Source organism: Streptomyces sp. NPDC045022 (genome assembly GCF_056432605.1).
The window spans coordinates 100,782-117,935 of the sequence record NZ_JBWKIR010000023.1 but is presented as its reverse complement, the minus strand read 5'-3'; the positions used below and the strand labels follow the sequence as shown (position 1 = coordinate 117,935).

General features: G+C 71.5%; 14 protein-coding genes. 3 read left to right on the top strand and 11 right to left on the bottom strand.

The window, feature by feature from the left end; genetic code table 11:
- Positions 1 to 16: 16 nt before the first annotated feature.
- From AC07C1_RS31545 to ureA, 3 genes are read right to left on the bottom strand one after another with little or no spacing between them, the layout of a single operon-like run.
- Positions 17 to 1,057, bottom strand: a complete 1,041-nt coding sequence (locus tag AC07C1_RS31545; protein WP_478944539.1) for an agmatine deiminase family protein — start codon at positions 1,055 to 1,057, stop codon at positions 17 to 19.
- Between the two features lie 40 nt (positions 1,058 to 1,097).
- Entirely contained in the window at positions 1,098 to 2,822 is a 1,725-nt protein-coding gene (locus tag AC07C1_RS31540) for an urease subunit alpha (RefSeq protein WP_478944537.1), read from the bottom strand.
- Positions 2,819 to 3,529: an urease subunit gamma gene (gene ureA, locus AC07C1_RS31535; protein WP_478944535.1), complete on the bottom strand. Its 711-nt coding sequence runs from the start codon at positions 3,527 to 3,529 to the stop codon at positions 2,819 to 2,821. The genes AC07C1_RS31540 and ureA overlap by 4 nt, the downstream gene beginning before the upstream one ends.
- Positions 3,530 to 3,673: 144 nt before the next feature.
- On the opposite strand from ureA, the gene AC07C1_RS31530 reads away from it, so the two are divergent.
- Positions 3,674 to 5,107, top strand: a complete 1,434-nt coding sequence (locus AC07C1_RS31530) for a cytosine permease (RefSeq protein ID WP_478944533.1) — start codon at positions 3,674 to 3,676, stop codon at positions 5,105 to 5,107.
- A 202-nt stretch (positions 5,108 to 5,309) separates the two neighbouring features.
- Here AC07C1_RS31530 and AC07C1_RS31525 read toward each other — a convergent pair whose 3' ends face one another.
- The 6 genes from AC07C1_RS31525 to AC07C1_RS31500 form a co-directional block, all read right to left on the bottom strand.
- Positions 5,310 to 6,398, bottom strand: coding sequence for a branched-chain amino acid aminotransferase (locus tag AC07C1_RS31525; RefSeq protein ID WP_478944531.1), 1,089 nt, complete (start codon positions 6,396 to 6,398; stop codon positions 5,310 to 5,312).
- A gap of 240 nt (positions 6,399 to 6,638) precedes the next feature.
- Positions 6,639 to 7,682 carry a 3-isopropylmalate dehydrogenase gene (locus tag AC07C1_RS31520; RefSeq protein ID WP_478944529.1) on the bottom strand — a complete coding sequence of 348 codons (1,044 nt, stop codon included), beginning with the start codon at positions 7,680 to 7,682 and terminating at the stop codon, positions 6,639 to 6,641.
- A gap of 190 nt (positions 7,683 to 7,872) precedes the next feature.
- Positions 7,873 to 8,004, bottom strand: a complete 132-nt coding sequence (locus AC07C1_RS31515; protein WP_015493350.1) for a hypothetical protein — start codon at positions 8,002 to 8,004, stop codon at positions 7,873 to 7,875.
- A gap of 323 nt (positions 8,005 to 8,327) precedes the next feature.
- On the bottom strand, positions 8,328 to 8,900 hold the full coding sequence (locus AC07C1_RS31510; RefSeq protein WP_478944528.1) for a GNAT family N-acetyltransferase: 573 nt from the start codon (positions 8,898 to 8,900) through the stop codon (positions 8,328 to 8,330).
- A 132-nt stretch (positions 8,901 to 9,032) separates the two neighbouring features.
- Positions 9,033 to 10,664, bottom strand: coding sequence for an L-glutamate gamma-semialdehyde dehydrogenase (gene pruA, locus AC07C1_RS31505; RefSeq protein ID WP_478944526.1), 1,632 nt, complete (start codon positions 10,662 to 10,664; stop codon positions 9,033 to 9,035).
- A gap of 39 nt (positions 10,665 to 10,703) precedes the next feature.
- The gene (locus AC07C1_RS31500; protein WP_478944524.1) at positions 10,704 to 11,630 is read right to left on the bottom strand and encodes a proline dehydrogenase family protein; all 927 of its coding nucleotides are present in this window, start codon (positions 11,628 to 11,630) and stop codon (positions 10,704 to 10,706) included.
- Between the two features lie 163 nt (positions 11,631 to 11,793).
- Between AC07C1_RS31500 and AC07C1_RS31495 the strand changes: the two genes are divergently transcribed.
- On the top strand, positions 11,794 to 13,083 hold the full coding sequence (locus AC07C1_RS31495; RefSeq protein ID WP_478944522.1) for a PucR family transcriptional regulator: 1,290 nt from the start codon (positions 11,794 to 11,796) through the stop codon (positions 13,081 to 13,083).
- A gap of 27 nt (positions 13,084 to 13,110) precedes the next feature.
- Here AC07C1_RS31495 and AC07C1_RS31490 read toward each other — a convergent pair whose 3' ends face one another.
- Positions 13,111 to 13,701, bottom strand: a complete 591-nt coding sequence (locus tag AC07C1_RS31490) for a TetR/AcrR family transcriptional regulator (RefSeq protein ID WP_478944520.1) — start codon at positions 13,699 to 13,701, stop codon at positions 13,111 to 13,113.
- A 97-nt stretch (positions 13,702 to 13,798) separates the two neighbouring features.
- Here AC07C1_RS31490 and AC07C1_RS31485 point away from each other — a divergent pair, with 97 nt between their 5' ends.
- Positions 13,799 to 15,328, top strand: coding sequence for an MFS transporter (locus AC07C1_RS31485; RefSeq protein ID WP_478944518.1), 1,530 nt, complete (start codon positions 13,799 to 13,801; stop codon positions 15,326 to 15,328).
- Positions 15,329 to 15,394: 66 nt separating this feature from the next.
- Here AC07C1_RS31485 and serA read toward each other — a convergent pair whose 3' ends face one another.
- Positions 15,395 to 16,984 (bottom strand): phosphoglycerate dehydrogenase, encoded by a 1,590-nt coding sequence (gene serA / locus AC07C1_RS31480; protein ID WP_478944516.1) that lies wholly within the window; start codon positions 16,982 to 16,984, stop codon positions 15,395 to 15,397.
- Positions 16,985 to 17,154: the final 170 nt, after the last annotated feature.

The window sequence follows — 17,154 nt, the reverse complement described above, 5'->3', positions numbered from 1 at the left end:
CCCGACTCCTACGTACTCATGCCTTCGGCTGCTGCTGGGTGATGCAGTGGATGCCGCCCCCACCCGCAAAGATCGTACGTGCATCCACCAGCGTCACCGTGCGCTCCGGGAACAGGCGGCGGAAGATCCCGGCGGCGATCTCGTCGCGGGGGTCGTCGAAGCCGCACAGCACGAGGCCGCCGTTGCAGATGTAGTGGTTGATGTAGGAGTAGTCGGCCCAGTGACCGTCGGCCTCCAGGGCGGTCGGGGCGGGCACCTCGACGACCTCCAGGGCGCGGCCGCGCGCGTCGGTCGCGGACTTCAGGAGGCCGATGACCTCCTTGCTGACCTCGTGGTCGGGGTGGGCCGGGTCCGGCTGGTGGTGCGCGACCACGACACCGGGGCGGGCGAAGGCGGCGACGATGTCGACGTGGCCGAGGGTGCCGAAGCCGTAGGGCGGGTAGTCGCCGGTCAGGCCGCGCGGCAGCCAGATCGCCTTGCTGGTGCCGAGGTGGGCGTGGATCTCGGCCTCGACCTCCTCCTTCGACCAGTGCGGGTTGCGCTCGGGGCCGAGCTGCACGGTCTCGGTGAGCAGGACGGTGCCCTCGCCGTCGACGTGGATCGCACCGCCCTCGTTGACCAGCCTCGAGGCGTACGTCTGCGCGCCCGCGAGGTCCGAGACGTACGCGGCGATCTTGGCGTCGTGCTCCCAGCGGGCCCAGTCCTGGGCACCCCAGCCGTTGAACGTCCAGTCGACGGCGGCCAGTCCGCCCTTGCCGTCGGTGAGGAAGGTGGGGCCGATGTCCCGCATCCAGGCGTCGTCCAGGTCCCGCTCCACGGTGTCGATGTCCGGGCCGAGCAGCGCCCGCGCCTCGGTGGACCGGCCGGGGCCGCACACGACCGTCACCGGCTCGAAGCGGCGGACGGCGCGGGCGACCGAGGCCCAGGCGCTGCGGGAGGCGGCGAGGTCGTCCGGGTCGTCGAAGGTGGGGTTGGGGCCCGGCCACGCCATCCAGGTGCGCTCGTGCGGGATCCACTCGGCGGGCATGCGGAAGCCGTCGGCGGCGGGAGTGGTCATCTGTCGGGGTCCTTGGGTCCGGGAGGCCATGGGGCCGGGGTCAGAGGAAGTAGAGGCGGTTGAGGGAGACGGAGTCGGCGGGCGCGGAACTGAGCGGGTCGCCGTCGAGGGTGACCAGGCCGGTGCGCCGGTCGACGTCGACGGCTCCGATGCGGGCGTTCAGCCGCAGGTCGGCGGGGCCGATGCCGCGCGTACCGCGCACGGCGACCCTCCGGCGCCGGGTGGGCATCGTGTCGTTGCCCTGGTCCACGGCGGCCTGGGCCACGAAGGCGACCGAGAGGTCGGCGGCGGTGGCGCCGTACGAGCCGAACTGCGGGCCCAGTACGAGCGGTTCGCAGGTGTCGGTGGCCGCGTTGGGGTCGCCGACCACGCCGTACGCCGGGAAGCCGGCCTTGAGGACGAGCTGCGGCTTGGCGCCGAAGTACTCCGGGCGCCACAGCACGATGTCGGCGAGCTTGCCCGCCTCGATCGAGCCGACCTCGTGGGAGAGGCCGTGCGCGATGGCCGGGTTGATGGTCAGCTTGGCCAGGTAGCGCAGCACACGGGCGTTGTCGTCGCCCTCGCCGTCGCCCTCCATCGGGCCCAGCTCGGCCTTCATCTTCCCGGCCATGGCGAACGTACGGCGGACCGTCTCGCCCGCGCGGCCCATGCCCTGCGCGTCGGAGGAGGTGATGCCGATCGCGCCCAGGTCGTGCAGCACGTCCTCGGCGCCCATCGTGCCGGCGCGGATCCGGTCGCGGGCCATCGCCGCGTCGCCGGGCAGGTCGGGCTTGAGGTCGTGGACGGAGACGATCATGCCGTAGTGCTCGGCGACCGCGTCCCGGCCGAAGGGCAGGGTCGGGTTGGTGGAGGAGCCGATGACGTTCGGGACGCCGGCCATCTTCAGCACGTTGGGCACGTGTCCGCCGCCGCAGCCCTCGATGTGGAAGGCGTGGATCGTGCGGCCCTCGAGGACCCGCAGGGTGTCCTCGACCGACAGGCACTCGTTCAGCCCGTCGCTGTGCAGGGCCACCTGGACGTCGTGTTCCTCCGCGACACGCAGGGCGGTGTCCAGCGCCCGGGTGTGGGCGCCCATGTCCTCGTGCACCTTGAAGCCGGAGGCACCGCCCTCGGCGAGCGCCTCGATCAGCGGCGCGTCCGAGGAGGACGAACCACGGCCGAGGAAGCCGATGTTGACCGGCCAGGCGTCGAAGGCGTTGAAGGCGTGGCGCAGCGCCCAGGGGGAGTTGACGCCGACGCCCCACACCGGGCCGAACTCCTGCCCGATGATCGTCGTCACGCCGGAGGCGAGGGAGGCCTCCATGATCCGCGGTGACAGCAGGTGGACGTGCGTGTCGACAGCCCCGGCGGTGGCGATCAGCCCCTCGCCGGACACGATGGAGGTGCCGGTACCGACGACGACGTCCACTCCGTCGAGGGTGTCCGGGTTGCCCGCCCGCCCGATGGCGCAGATCCGGCCTTCCCGGATGCCGATGGAGACCTTCCGGATGCCCTGGGCCGCGTCGATCACGACGACGTTACTGATCACGACGTCACAGGTCTCGCGGACGGCGGCGGCCTTGAGGTGCAGTCCGTCGCGGGCCGTCTTGCCGAATCCGGCCAGGAACTCGTCGCCGTAGCGCTGGGAGTCGGACCCGACTCGGACGGTGAGGCCCGAGTCGCCGAGGCGGATGCGGTCGCCGGCGCGGGGACCGTGGGTGGCCGCGTAGGCGTGCGGGTCGACGTGGATCGCCCGGCTGATCTCTCGTCCCCTCGAGCGGCTCATCGCTGTTCGCCTCCTTCCGGCGCACCCGCTGGTGCGACTCCGAGATATCCGCAGGCCGCCGCCCTGCGCAGGGCCTCCTCCTTCGCTCCGGGCGCGTCCAGCGGCCCGTCGACGAGTCCGGCGAAGCCGATCGCGATCCGCTCGCCGCCGATCGGGACGAGCCCGACCTCCTCGCTCTCGCCCGGCCCGAAGCGGACCGAGGACCCGGCGGGTACCGCGAGCCGCATGCCGTAGCCGGCCGAGCGGTCGAAGTCCAGGCGCGGGTTGGCCTCGAAGAAGTGGAAGTGGGAGGTGACGGAGACCGGCACGGTAGCGGTGTTGGTGACGCGGAGCCGGACGACCGGCTCGGGGTCGGCGTGCTCGGGGCCGGGGAGCAGCGCACCGGGAGCGTCCTCGCCCAGACCGCCGCCGATGGGGTCGGAGACCACCGCGAGCCGGGAACCGTCGTCGAAGACGGCCTCGACCATCACCTCGGTGACGACGTCGGCGACGCCCGGCAGCACGTCCTCGGGGCCGAGCAGCGACCGGGCCGCCTCGATGGCCTCCGTGAGCCGCTTGCCGTCCCGGGCGGCCTCGCAGACGGTGTCCGCGATCAGCGCGGTCGCCTCCGGCACGTTCAGCCGCAGGCCGCGCGCACGGCGGGCCCGGGCCAGCTCGGCGGCCCCGAAGAGCAGCAGCCGGTCACGTTCCGTGGGGGTCAGTCTCACGACGCGGCGCCTCCTTGCCTTCCATCAGTTAGAGCACCACTCTAAACGCAATGTCGGTTAAACAGAAGCATTGACCGACGGCCGGGCTACGCGTCACATTGAACGTCGCTCAAACTCAAGGCGGCCGTCGAAGGAGACCCAGCCATGCCGATAGAACAGCACGGAGTCGACACCATCCCGGACGAGGAGCGGACCAGCGGTCCGCGTGACCTCGTCTCGATCCTGCTCGGCTCCAACCTCTGCCTCGGAGTGATCATCTTCGGCTGGCTGCCGCCGTCCTTCGGGCTCGGCTGGTGGGCGTCGGTCAGCGCGATCGTCGCGGGCACCCTGGTCGGCACGCTGTTCACGGCCCCGCTCGCGCTGGTCTCCCTGCGCACGGCGACCAACCTGTCCACCTCCTCCGGCGCCCAGTTCGGGGTGCGGGGCCGGCTGGTCGGCTCGGTGGTGGGCCTGCTGCTGGCCCTCGGCTACACCGCGCTGACGGTGTGGATCGGCGGGGACGTGATGCTGAGCGTCCTCGGCCGGCTCTTCGGAGTGCCTGCCGACGGGGTGTCGTACTCCCTCGTCTACGCGGTGCTCGCCGCGGCGACCGTCGCGGGCGCGGTCTACGGCTACCGGGTGCTGCTCGCCATGTCCCGGGTGCTGGCCGTCGGCATGACGGCCCTGCTGGCCCTCGGCATCCTCGCCTACGCCCCGCACTTCACCACCGCGGCGCTGCCGGACGCGGGCGGGTATCTGCTGGGCTCCTTCTGGCCGACCTGGTGCCTCGCGGCGGTGGCGGCGGGCCTGTCCGGCCCCATCGCCTTCATCACCCTCCTGGGCGACTACACCCGCTACGTCTCCCCCGCCCGCCACTCCAGCCGCCGCGTGCTGCACGCCACCTGGCTCGGCCTGATCCTCGGCCTGCTGGTGCCGCAGCTGTTCGGCACCTTCACGGCGTACGCGGCCCACGCGGCCGGCGACTACGCGGGTCCGCTGGTCGCGGCCTCCCCCACCTGGTACCTGGTCCCGCTGCTGCTGTCCGCCTCCGCCGGCTCGGTCGGCAACGCGGGCCTGATGCTGTACTCCATGGGCCTGGACCTGGACGCGATCCTGCCCCGGGCCTCGCGTGCCCGCGCGACCTACACGGTCGCCGTCGTCGCCACGGCCTGCGTCTTCGTCGGCCACTACGCCTGGAACGCGCAGTCCGCGATGACCTCCTTCGTCCTCCTGCTCACCGCCATCGGCACGCCGTGGGCGGTCATCACCCTCATCGGCTTCGTCCGCTGCCGGGGCGTGTACGACGCCGACGCCCTGCAGGTCTTCAACCGCCGTTCCCGGGGCGGGATCTACTGGTACCGGGCCGGCTGGAACCCGCGCGCCACCGCCTCCTGGGCGGCCGGTGCGCTGGTCGGCGTGCTGGCGGTGTCGCTGCCGTCGTACGAGGGTCCGCTGCTGGCCCTGACCGGCGGCGTGGACTGCAGCTTCCTGCTGTCGGGTGCGGTCGGCGGGGCGGTGTATCTGGCGCTCTGGCCCCGGCCCCTGCCGGCCCGCCTCAAGGCCGGGAAGGAACCGGTGCGCACCGGGAGCGGGGTCTAGGAGCATCCCGCCGCGACGACGCTCGGCCATGACGGCGCCAAGCGGCGGTGCCCGACTCGCCTGAGGCCGGTCGGGCACCGCCGCTTGGCGCCGTGCGGCGGAGCGCCGTCGCGGCGGACCGAGGGAACCCGCTGACCGCCGGCGCGGACGGACAGAGCGAACTGCCCATGGGCGTCGCGGCGGTCATCGACCCGGACGGGGATCAGCCGATGCGGTGCATCCAGTTGTGCTTGTCCTCCGTCATGCCGCGCTGGAGGCCGAGCAGGGCCTCGCGCAGGCGGAGGGTGACCTTGCCGGGGTTGCCGTCGCCGTGGGTCCAGCCGTCCGTCTTGGTCCTGACGTGCCCGATCGGGGTGACCACGGCGGCGGTGCCGCAGGCGAAGACCTCGGTGAGGGCACCGGAGGCGGCGTCCTCGCGCCACTGCTCCAGGGTGATCACGCCCTCCTCGGCGGTGTAGCCGAGGTCCCGGGCGACCTGGAGGAGGGAGTCGCGGGTGATGCCTTCCAGGATCGAGCCCGTGAGGGCGGGGGTGACGATCCGGTCGCCGTAGACGAAGGCGACGTTCATGCTGCCGCTCTCCTCGACCTTGGTGCGGGTCACCGCGTCGAGGTAGACGACCTGGTCGCAGCCGTGCGCGGCGGCCTCGGCCTGCGGCAGCAGGGACGCGGCGTAGTTGCCGCCGGTCTTGGCGTCACCGGTGCCGCCCGGGACGGCGCGGACGTGGTCCTCGGAGACCCAGATGGTGACCGGCTTGACGCCCCCGGCGAAGTACGCGCCGGACGGGGAGGCGATCAGCATGAACAGGTACTCGTTCGCCGGGTGCACGCCGAGCGCGGCCTCCGTGGCGAACATGAACGGACGCAGGTAGAGGGACTCCTCGCCGCCGTGCGGCGGGACCCAGTCGGCGTCCTGGGTCAGCAGGGCGTCCAGCGCGCCGATGAACAGCTCCTCGGGCAGCTCCGCCATGGCCATGCGGCGGGCGGAGTTGCGGAAGCGGCGGGCGTTGGCCTCGGGGCGGAACACCGCGATCGAGCCGTCGGGCTGCCGGTACGCCTTCAGCCCCTCGAAGATCTCCTGGCCGTAGTGCAGGACGTGAGTGGAGGGGTCGAGGGAGATCGGGCCGTACGGGACGAGCTGCGCGTCGTGCCAGCCGCGGCCCTCGGTCCACTTGATCGTCACCATGTGGTCGGTGAAGTGGCGGCCGAATCCGGGGCTGGCCAGGATCGCCTCGCGCTCCGCGGCGGCGAGCGGGTTGGCGGACGGCTTGAGCTCGATCGTGGGCGTGGTCATGAGTGGTTGTCCTTCACCGGTTGTAGTGACGGGCCGCGCTCACGCCCATACTGCCAGTCGTCAGTGCTAGGACGTCCGAGCTTTCCCTCATACCGCGGCTCCGCGTTCGATTATGGCGCGGGGCTCGTGGCGGACGGAGTCGGGGTGAGAGCGGTCCGGGGTCGATGGTGGCACCCGGCGGGGACATGAGGAAACCGCCGGGTGTGGTGACCCGGCGGCTTCTGGTGATGGAGCGCCGGGTCAGCCGGCTACTCGGGCGGCGAGCGCGTCGCCGATCTGCGCGGTGCTGCGGGCGCCGAGCGCGGAACGCTCGGTGAGGTCGGCGGCGACCGCCGCGTCGATGCGCTCGGCCTCGGCGTCGTAGCCGAGGTGGCGCAGCAGCAGGGCGACGGACAGCACCGTGGCGGTGGGGTCGGCCTTGCCCTGGCCGGCGATGTCCGGGGCCGAGCCGTGGACCGGCTCGAACATGGACGGGAACTCGCCGCCGGGGTTGATGTTGCCGGAGGCGGCCACGCCGATGCCGCCGGAGACGGCCGCGGCGAGGTCGGTGATGATGTCGCCGAAGAGGTTGTCGGTGACGATGACGTCGAACCGGGCCGGGTCGGTGACCAGGTAGATGGTGGCCGCGTCGACGTGGATGTAGTCCGTGGTGACCTCGGGGTACTCCGCGGCCACCTTGTTGAAGATGTTCGTCCACAGGTGCCCGGCGAAGGTCAGCACGTTGTTCTTGTGGACCAGCGTGAGCTTCTTGCGCGGGCGGCCCTGGGCGCGGGTGAAGGCGTCGCGGACCACACGCTCGACACCGTAGGCCGTGTTGACGGAGACCTCGGTGGCGACCTCGTGCTCGGTGCCCTTGCGGATGGTGCCGCCGTTGCCGGTGTACGGGCCCTCGGTGCCCTCGCGGACGACGACGAAGTCGATCTCCGGCTGGCCCGCCAGCGGCGTGGCGACACCCGGGAGCAGCTTCGACGGGCGCAGGTTGACGTGGTGGTCGAAGGCGAAGCGGAGCTTGAGCAGGAAGCCGCGCTCCAGGACGCCGGACGGCACCGACGGGTCGCCGATCGCACCGAGCAGGATGGCGTCGTGCTGCTTGAGGGCGTCGAGGTCGGCGTCGGTGAGGGTCTCACCGGTGGCGTGGTAGCGCTTGGCGCCGAAGTCGTAGTCCTTGGTCTCCAGCTTCACATCCTGCGGCAGGACGGCGGAGAGGACCTTGAGACCCTCGGCCACGACCTCCTGGCCGATGCCGTCACCGGGGATCACTGCGAGATTGAGGCTGCGAGACATGCGGGCACCCTACTCCTCGTCCCAGCTGATGACATGCGCTGTCCGCCATGCGGACAGGTGTCGCCCGGGCGGTATCCGGCCCCCTGACGGACGGCGGATCGACCGCTCCGGGGCGCGGCGCGACGGGTGAGGTCGCGCCGCGCCCCGTTCGGGTGCGGCTCCCGGATCAGTGGCGCCCCGGCAGCGCGGCTCAGTGGCCGGTCTCGCCGCCGTTGTCCCGGCGGTCGAGGGCGCGCTGGAGGGCGGCGGCGGCGTTCTTGCGGTCGGACTCGCTCGTGCGGGACACGTGGCGGACCCGGCGGCGGACGGTCGTCTCGGCCATGGAAATCGACTCCTTCGGCAAACGCGGAGCGCGGGATGGAGGGGTTTCGAGACGCCGGAAGGGGCGGGGAGCGTCGGCCGCAGGGGTTGCCTGCACGGGGCCCGGCTCACGACCGCCATTCGCTGGATCGAGCGAGACGTTCGGCTCCTACAAAACTAAGCGAGCCGGCCGTATCTGTCTGCACAATTACTCGGACTTCCTACTATCTGAGACGGTGGCCTGCCCCACCCCCGCCCTGAGCTGCGCGTTCATGCGTTCGGGGGAACCCGGCCGGCGGAGCAGAAGGGGTGAATCGGACCATCGGACGCACCGGGGCACGCCCGTCAGGTGATGTCTCCGTCCCGCCAGTCCAGGACCAGCTCATGGGCGGGGTCGAGGGGCCCGGCGAGCGCGGGCCGCACGTACACGCCCCCCTCCTCCTCCGGCAGCCGCACGACGCCGTGCGGGGAGAGGGCGTGCACCTGGCCGCTCCACTGCTGCCAGCCCCGGGCGGTGTACAGCGCGGCGCCCTGGTCGCTCGCGGACAGCGCGCCGAGGTCGTAGGCCCGGTCGATCACCCGCTCCAGCTCGGCCATGACCTGCCCGCCGAGCCCGGTCCGCCGCACGTCGGCCCGCACGGCGACGGCTTCCGCGTACCCGGCGCGCAGCCAGCGCCCGCGGTGCCGGACGCGGCGCTGCACGACGGACCCGTGGGCGGCGAGTCCGGCACCGTCACGCAGGAGCACATGCATTCCGCCGAGTCCGTGCTCCCAGTCCTCGTCGGAGAAGTCCCCGTCGAAAGCATCGTCCAACAAGGCGCGGACTAGGTGGAGTTCGGCGGGTTCCAGGTCGGCGGTGTGGGCGAGACGGAAGTCGATGGCCATGGGGGTGCGGTGATGAACCCGGTGCGTAGGCATGGGGGTAGTCCAGCACGCCGGGTTTCCGAGCAGCTCGCACATGGGCCGCCGACGATACGAGTCCGCGCATGGCGACGGGCCGGGAAGCCTGCTCGGATGTCAGGCTTCCCGGCCCGGGGTCGGTGGGGCCGATCAGCCCATGTGCGGGTACGCGTAGTCGGTCGGCGGGACCAGGGTCTCCTTGATGGCGCGGGTCAGCGTCCAGCGCTGGAGGTTCTGGGGGGCACCGGCCTTGTCGTTGGTGCCGGACGCGCGGCCGCCGCCGAAGGGCTGCTGGCCGACGACGGCGCCGGTCGACTTGTCGTTGATGTAGAAGTTGCCCGCGGCGAAGCGGAGCCTCTCCATCGTGTACGCGGCCGCGGCGCGGTCATTGGCGATGACCGAACCCGTGAGGGCGTAGTCCGACACCGACTCCATCTGGGTCAGCATCTCGTCGTACTTGTCGTCCTCATAGACGTACACACCGAGGACCGGACCGAAGTACTCGGTGCGGAAGATCTCGTTCTCCGGGTCGGAGGACTCGATGACGGTCGGGCGGACGAAGTAGCCGACCGAGTCGTCGTAGCTGCCGCCCGCGACGATCGTGCAGGTCGGGTCCTGCTTGGCGCGGTCGATGGCGGCCTTGTTCTTGGCGAAGGAACGCTCGTCGATCACGGCGCCGACGAAGTTCGACAGGTCGGTGACGTCACCCATGGTCAGGTAGTCGACCTCGGCCGCGAACTCCTCCTTGAAGCCCGAGTTCCAGATGGAGGCCGGGATGTAGGCGCGGGAGGTGGCGCTGCACTTCTGGCCCTGGTACTCGAAGGCACCCCGGGTGAGGGCGGTCTTGAGGATCGCGCGGTCGGCGCTCGGGTGGGCGACCAGGAAGTCCTTGCCGCCGGTCTCGCCGACCAGACGCGGGTAGGAGCGGTACTTCTCGATGTTGTTGCCGACCGTCTTCCACAGGTACTGGAAGGTCTTGGTCGAACCGGTGAAGTGGATGCCCGCGAGGTCGCGGTGGACCAGCGCGACCTTGGAGACCTCGATGCCGTCGCCGGTGACGAGGTTGATGACGCCCTTGGGCAGGCCCGCCTCCTCCAGCAGCCGCATGAGGAGGACGGCCGCGTGGGTCTGGGTCGGGGACGGCTTCCAGACCACGACGTTGCCCATCAGGGCGGGGGCCGTCGGCAGGTTGCCCGCGATCGCGCTGAAGTTGAACGGCGTGATCGCGTAGACGAAGCCCTCCAGCGGGCGGTGGTCGAGGCGGTTCCAGACGCCCGGGGAGTTCGCCGGGGGCTGCTCGGCGAGGATCTGGCGGGCGTAGTGGACGTTGAAGCGCCAGAAGTCGACCAGTTCACAGGGGGTGTCGATCTCCGCCTGCTGGGCGGTCTTCGACTGGCCGAGCATGGTGGAGGCGGCGATCGTCTCGCGCCACGGGCCGGCCAGCAGCTCGGCGGCGCGCAGGATGATCGCGGCGCGGTCGTCGAACGCCATCGCGCGCCAGGCCGGCGCGGCGGCGAGGGCCGCGTCGATCGCGTCCTTCGCGTCCTGCTGGGTGGCGTTGCGCAGGGTGCCGATGACGGCCTTGTGGTTGTGCGGCTGAACCACCTCGAACCGCTCGCCGCCGCCCATCCGCTTCTCGCCGCCGATGGTCATCGGCAGGTCGATCGGGTTCTCGGCCAGCTCCTTGAGCTTGGCCTCGAGGCGGGCCCGCTCGGGCGAGCCGGGGGCGTAACCGTGCACCGGCTCGTTGACCGGGGTGGGGACCTGGGTCACAGCGTCCATGAGATCCGTAACTCCTTGTACGTGAGCGGGTGTTCGGGCTCAGCCCTTGCTGATCATGCTGCGGACGAAGAAGCGCAGGTTGGCCGGCTTCTCCGCCAGGCGGCGCATGAAGTAGCCGTACCAGTCGGTTCCGTAGGCGGTGTAGACGCGCATACGGTGGCCCTCGGCGGCCAGCCGCAGGTGCTCCTCGCTGCGAATGCCGTACAGCATCTGGAACTCGTACTCGTCGAGCTTACGGCCGGCCTTGTGGGCCAGTTCCTGGGCGATGGCGATCAGGCGCGGGTCGTGGGACCCGATCATCGGGTAGCCCTCGCCCTCCATCAGCGTCCTGAGGACACGGACGTAGGCCTTGTCGATCTCGCGCTTCTGCTGGTAGGCGACCTCGGCGGGCTCCTTGTAGGCGCCCTTCACCAGACGCACGCGGCTGCCGGACTCTGCCAGGCGGCGGGCGTCGGTCTCGGTGCGGAAGAGGTAGGCCTGGATGACGCAGCCGGTCTGCGGGAAGTCCTTCCGCAGCTCCTCGTGGATGGCGAACATCGAGTCCAGGGTGGTGTGGTCCTCGGCGTCCAGGGTGACCGTCGTACCGATGGCGGCGGCTGCCTCGACGACCGGGCGGACGTTCGCGAGCGCCAGCTCGTGGCCGTTGTCCAGCGCCTGCCCGAACATGGACAGCTTGACGGACATCTCGACCTTCTCGCCCAGCTCCAGCTGCTTGAGGTGGTCGATCAGCGCCAGGTAGGCGTCCCGGGCGTGGGCGGCCTGCTCGGGGGTGGTGATGTCCTCGCCGACGACGTCCATCGTCAGCTCCAGGCCCCTGGCCGTCAGTTCCTGGATGATCGGCACGATGTCGTCGACGCTCTCGCCGGGGATGAAGCGGTCGACGACCTGCTTGGTCACCGGGGCCGCCGAGATCAGGCGTCGCATCCGGTCGCTGCGCGACGCGGCGAGAATCACGGGACCCAGCACGGGGCACCTCCACAGACAAGCACCGAAGCGGCCGACACCCGACGATTCGGGTACGGCACGGAGAACCACCGTGAAACCTAAGGAACTCTCCGATCGTCAGCCATCGACAGCTGTCACGCATCCGTGTACGGGATCTCAGACAGATGTATGACAGCGGCGGGGAATGCGGGAGAATGCCCGGGTGACGGCGGCCTACAAGGGTGACTACCAGGAGCTGGTGGACGAGATCTCGGAGCTGCTGGGCGTACCGGCGACCCTGGAGAACCGTGACTTCGAGCTGATCGCCTTCGGCGCGTACGACAGCGAGGACGAGCTGGACGCCTCCGCGCTGGACCCGGTGCGCACCCGCTCGATCCTGACGCGGCGCTCCACGGCGACCGTCCGGGCCTGGTTCGAGGGCTTCGGCATCACGCGCGCGACCGGGCCGGTGCGGATTCCGGCCGGCCCGGAGGCCGGGGTGTATCGCGGCCGTATCTGTCTGCCGGTACGCCATCGGGGGGTCGTGCTCGGCTACGTCTGGCTGCTGGACGGCGACCCGGGGCCCACGGACCCACAGCTGGCCGCCGCCATGCGGGTGGCGGACCGGATCGGCGCGCTGCTCGCGGACGAGGCGGAGGCCGGGGCCGAGCTGAGCCGCGAGCTGCGGGCGGTGCTCACCGCGGAACGCGGCTGGCAGCGGGACATGGCGGTGGCCGAACTGCGCACCGCCCTCGGGTCGCGTGCCGACGGCCCCCTCACCCTGGTGTGCGTCGCACCCTGGCCGTCGGCCGACCCGGACGACGCCCCCGCCGCCCGCACGATCCCGCATGCCACCGCGCTGTGCACGCTGCCGTGGGGGGCGTCGGGGCAGAGCCTCGCGCTGCTGGTGCGACTGCGGAGCACCGAGGTGAGGACATCCGCGCTGGCTGCGGCCGCGCGGCTGCTGAAGGAGGCGGAGGGGGCGCGCGGCGCGTCGGCCGGCACGCCACGCGGCGCCGGGGCCCAGGCCGCCGCGGCGGCCGCCGCGGGACTCACCGGAGCGGCCCGGGCCGCCGCGGGCGCCGGATGCGCCGCGGGGGTCGGGGATCCCCGCATCGGTCTCGCCGACCTGGGGACGGTTTGGCAGGAGGCCACCGCCGCCGCACGCGCCGCGCTGGCCGAGCCGCGGTTCGGGCCGGTCGCGGAGTGGGCGCGGATCGGGCCGTACCGGCTGCTGACCGCGCTGCCCCCGGGGTCCGCGCACGACCCGGTGGCCGGCCCGCTGCTCTCCCCCGTCCACCGCGAGCTGGCCCACACCGCGGAGGTCTACCTCGACTGCGCCGGGCAGGCCGGGCGCACGGCCGCCGAACTCGGCATCCACCGGCAGACGCTGTACTACCGGCTCTCCCGGGTGGAGCAACTGACCGGCCTGGACCTGGACGACGGCGAGGACCGGCTGCTGCTGCACATGACGTTGAAGCGGGCCCGGCTGTGACCTGCCCCCGGGCGCTCGGGCGGTACGTCAGCGGCCGGCCGAGCCGGCGGCCTCGACGGCCCGGCGCAGTCCCTCGGTCAGCTGCTCGGCGTCCGGGGCGGTCTTCGGGGCGAAGGACCACTGGAAGATGAGGCCCGTCATCAGGATGGTGTAGAAGCTGCCGAGCGTGTCCACGGCGTCCTCCGTGACCTCCTCCTCCGGCACCCCCGTCATGAGGGCGACGAATCCGCGCGAACCTTCCCGCTGGGCCTGCGCGAGGTGGTCGCGCACGTCGGGCAACTGGTCGCCCAGGACCGCGATCTCGGCGCTGAGCCGCCAGAGCGAGCCGGGTTCCCGCATGGTGGCGATGACGTTGGACCACACTTCCCGGAAGCGCTCCAGGGAGCCCGGCGCGGCACTGATCCCCGAGTTGGCCTCGCCGGTGAAGGCATCGGACATGCCTTCCACCAGCGACACGTAGGCCTGCGCCAGGAGCGCGTCCTTCGAGCCGTAGTGGTAGCCGATGGACGCCAGGTTGGTGCCCGACTCCTTCACGATGTCGCGCGCCGTCGTGCGCGCGAACCCCTTCTCCAGCAGGCAGCGCTTGGCGCCTTCGAGCAGATCCTCACGGTGTCCCATGCCGGCCAGCCTACCCGGGATCCATACAGCCGTCCTAGACGAGTGACCTATACAAGCGTTCTAGACAAGCGTTTAAGACGGCTGTACGTTTCCTGGCATGACGAACGCGACGAGCACCACCCCGACCGCACCGCCGACCTCCCCCACCCGCGCCGGACGCCGTGAGTGGACCGCTCTCGCAGTGCTGATGCTGCCGCTGATGCTGGTCTCGATGGACGTCTCGGTCCTCTACTTCGCGACCCCCGCGATCAGCGCCGACCTGCGGCCGAGCGGCACCCAGCAGCTGTGGATCTTCGACATCTACGGATTCGTCCTGGCCGGCCTGCTGATGACGATGGGCTCCCTCGGCGACCGCATCGGCCGCCGCAAGCTCCTCCTCATGGGCGCCGCGGCCTTCGGCTCCGCCTCGCTCCTCGCGGCCTACGCGGACAGCGCCGGGACCCTGATCGCGGCCCGGGCGGTCCTCGGCATCGGCGGCGCGACCCTGATGCCCTCCACGATGGCCCTGTTGCGCACGATGTTCACCGACCCCGCCCAGCGGGCGAAGGCGATCGGTATGTGGTCGGGCGTGATGACCGGCGGTATCGCGCTGGGCTCGGTGATGAGCGGCATCCTCGTCGAGCACTTCTGGTGGGGCTCGGTCTTCCTGGTCAACCTGCCCGCGATGGCGCTGCTGCTGGTCCTCGGCCCGGTACTGCTGCCGGAGTCGAAGAACCCCGAGCCCGGCCGGTTCGACTGGGTGAGCGTCCCGCTGTCCATGGCCGCCGTGCTCCCCGTGATCTACGGCCTGAAGGAGTTGCCCTCCGAGGGCTGGCACCCCCAGTACGTCGTCTCGATCACCGTCGGCCTGCTCTTCGCGGCCCTGTTCGTCCGCCGCCAGCGCACCGCCGGCTCCCCGCTGATCCCGCCGGCCCTCTTCCGGGGCCACGGCTTCACCCCGTCGCTCGTCCTGACCCTCGTCTGCACGTTCGGGATGATGGGCTCGGCCATCTTCACCACGCAGTACCTGCAGTCGGTCCTCGGCAGGAGCCCGCTGTCGGCCGCGCTGTGGAGCCTGCTCCCGTCGGTGTTCATCGGTGTCGCCGCACCGCTCACCACCCAGCTGGTCCAGCGGGGCGTCAACCGCGCCTACGTCGTCGCCGGCGGCTTCGCGGTCGCCGCGGCCGGTTACGCACTGCTCGCCTTCCCCGGCACCGGCTCCCTGTGGCTGGTGCTGGCCGCGGCCGGCGTCCTCGCCTGCGGGGTGGTCGCGGTGATGTCCCAGCTGACCGACCTGGCCATGAGCGGCGCCCCGGTGGAGCGTGCGGGCACGGCGTCCTCGCTCATGGAGACCGGCACCGAGTTCGGCGGCGCGCTCGGTATGGCGGTCCTGGGCTCCATCGGTACCGCCCTCTACCGCCACGAGATGCCGGCCACGGCCCCGGCCGAGGCCCGCGAGACCCTGGGCGGCGCCCTCACCACGGCGGCCCACCTGCCGGGCAGCACCGGTGAGACCCTGCTCGCCACGGCCCGGGAGGCGTTCACCACCGGGATGCACGGGGCGGCGATCGCCGGGGCGGTGCTGCTCGCCCTGGCGGCGGTGGGAGCGGCGGTGACGCTGCGGAAGATCGGGGCCGGCGACAAGTAGGGAACGGCAGAACGCCGGACGGGCCGAGGTTTCCCTCAGCCCGTCCGGCGTTTCGGCACGGGTGGGTCAGACCAGGTTCACCGACCGGGCCGACGTGGCCCCGATCTCCGCGGCGAGCTCGGCCAGCACGCCGGCGGCCACGGTGTCGTCCACGGTCAGCACGGCCAGCGCCTCGCCGCCCGCCGCCGCACGGGCGACCTGCATGCCGGCGATGTTGATGCCCGCCTCGCCGAGGATGCGGCCGACGGTGCCCACGACACCCGGACGGTCCTCGTAGCGCAGGACGACCATGTGGTCGGCGAGCGCGAGGTCGACGTCGTAGTCACCGACCGCGACGATCTTCTGGACGTGCTTGGGGCCGGCCAGCGTGCCGGAGACCGACACCTCCTCGCCGGTGCCCAGCGTGCCGCGCACGGTCACCACGTTGCGGTGGTCGGCCGACTCCGAGCTGGTGGTCAGGCGGACCTCGACACCACGCTCCTGCGCGAACAGCGGGGCGTTGACGTAGGACACCGTCTCGTCGACGACGTCCTCGAAGACGCCCTTGAGCGCGGACAGCTCCAGCACCTTCACGTCGTGCTGGGTGATCTCGCCGTAGACCTCGACATCGAGGCGGACCGCGACCTCACCGGCGAGCGCGGTGAAGATGCGACCGAGGCGCTCGGCGAGCGGCAGACCGGGTTTGACGTCCTCGGCGATGACACCGCCCTGGACGTTCACCGCGTCCGGCACCAGCTCACCGGCGAGGGCGAGGCGGACGGACCGGGCGACCGCGATGCCCGCTTTCTCCTGGGCCTCGTCGGTGGACGCGCCGAGGTGCGGGGTGCACACGACCTGGTCCAGCTCGAAGAGCGGGGAGTCGGTGCACGGCTCCTTGGCGTACACGTCGAGGCCGGCGCCGGCGACCCGGCCCTCCTTCAGCGCCGCGTACAGCGCCGCCTCGTCGACGATGCCGCCACGCGCGGCGTTGACGACGCGCACGCTGGGCTTGACCTTGCGCAGCGCCTCGTCGCCGATCAGGCCGAGGGTCTCGGGAGTCTTGGGCAGGTGGACGGTGATGAAGTCGGAGACCTCGAGCAGCTCGTCCAGCGACAGCACCTTGACGCCCATCTGCGCGGCCCGCGCGGGCTGCACATAGGGGTCGTAGGCGACGACCTTCATGCCGAAGGCGGACATGCGCTGGGCGACCAGGGCACCGATGCGGCCGAGGCCCACGACACCGAGGGTCTTCTCGGCCAGCTCCACGCCCGTGTACTTGCTGCGCTTCCACTCGCCGTTCTTCAGCGCGGTGTTGGCCTGCGGGATGTGGCGCGCGGTGGCGAGGAGGAGACCGCATGCCAGCTCGGCGGCGGTCACGATGTTGGAGGTCGGGGCGTTGACGACCATCACGCCGGCCTTGGTGGCGGCGGAGACGTCGACGTTGTCCAGGCCGACGCCGGCGCGCGCGACGACCTTCAGCTTCTTCGCGGCGGCGATCGCCTCGGCGTCGACCTTGGTCGCGGAACGGATCAGGATCGCGTCGACGTCGGCGATGGCGGGGAGCAGTTCGGCTCGGTCGGCTCCGTTGCAGTGCCGGATCTCGAAGTCCGGCCCAAGCGCGTCGACGGTGGCGGGCGACAGCTCTTCAGCGATGAGTACGACGGGTTTCGAGCTCACGTGAGTCCTCACAAGTCCAATGCGGACGGCCGTCCCGACGGCCGCAGGCGGTGGAGGGGCTAGCCGCGGAAGACGCACGACGCTGTGGGCCTGACGCGTGTTGTGCAGCAGTCTAGTGGCGCGACGGGGGTCGTATTGCGCCTCTGCGGAAGGATCACCCGTCCGTGGCT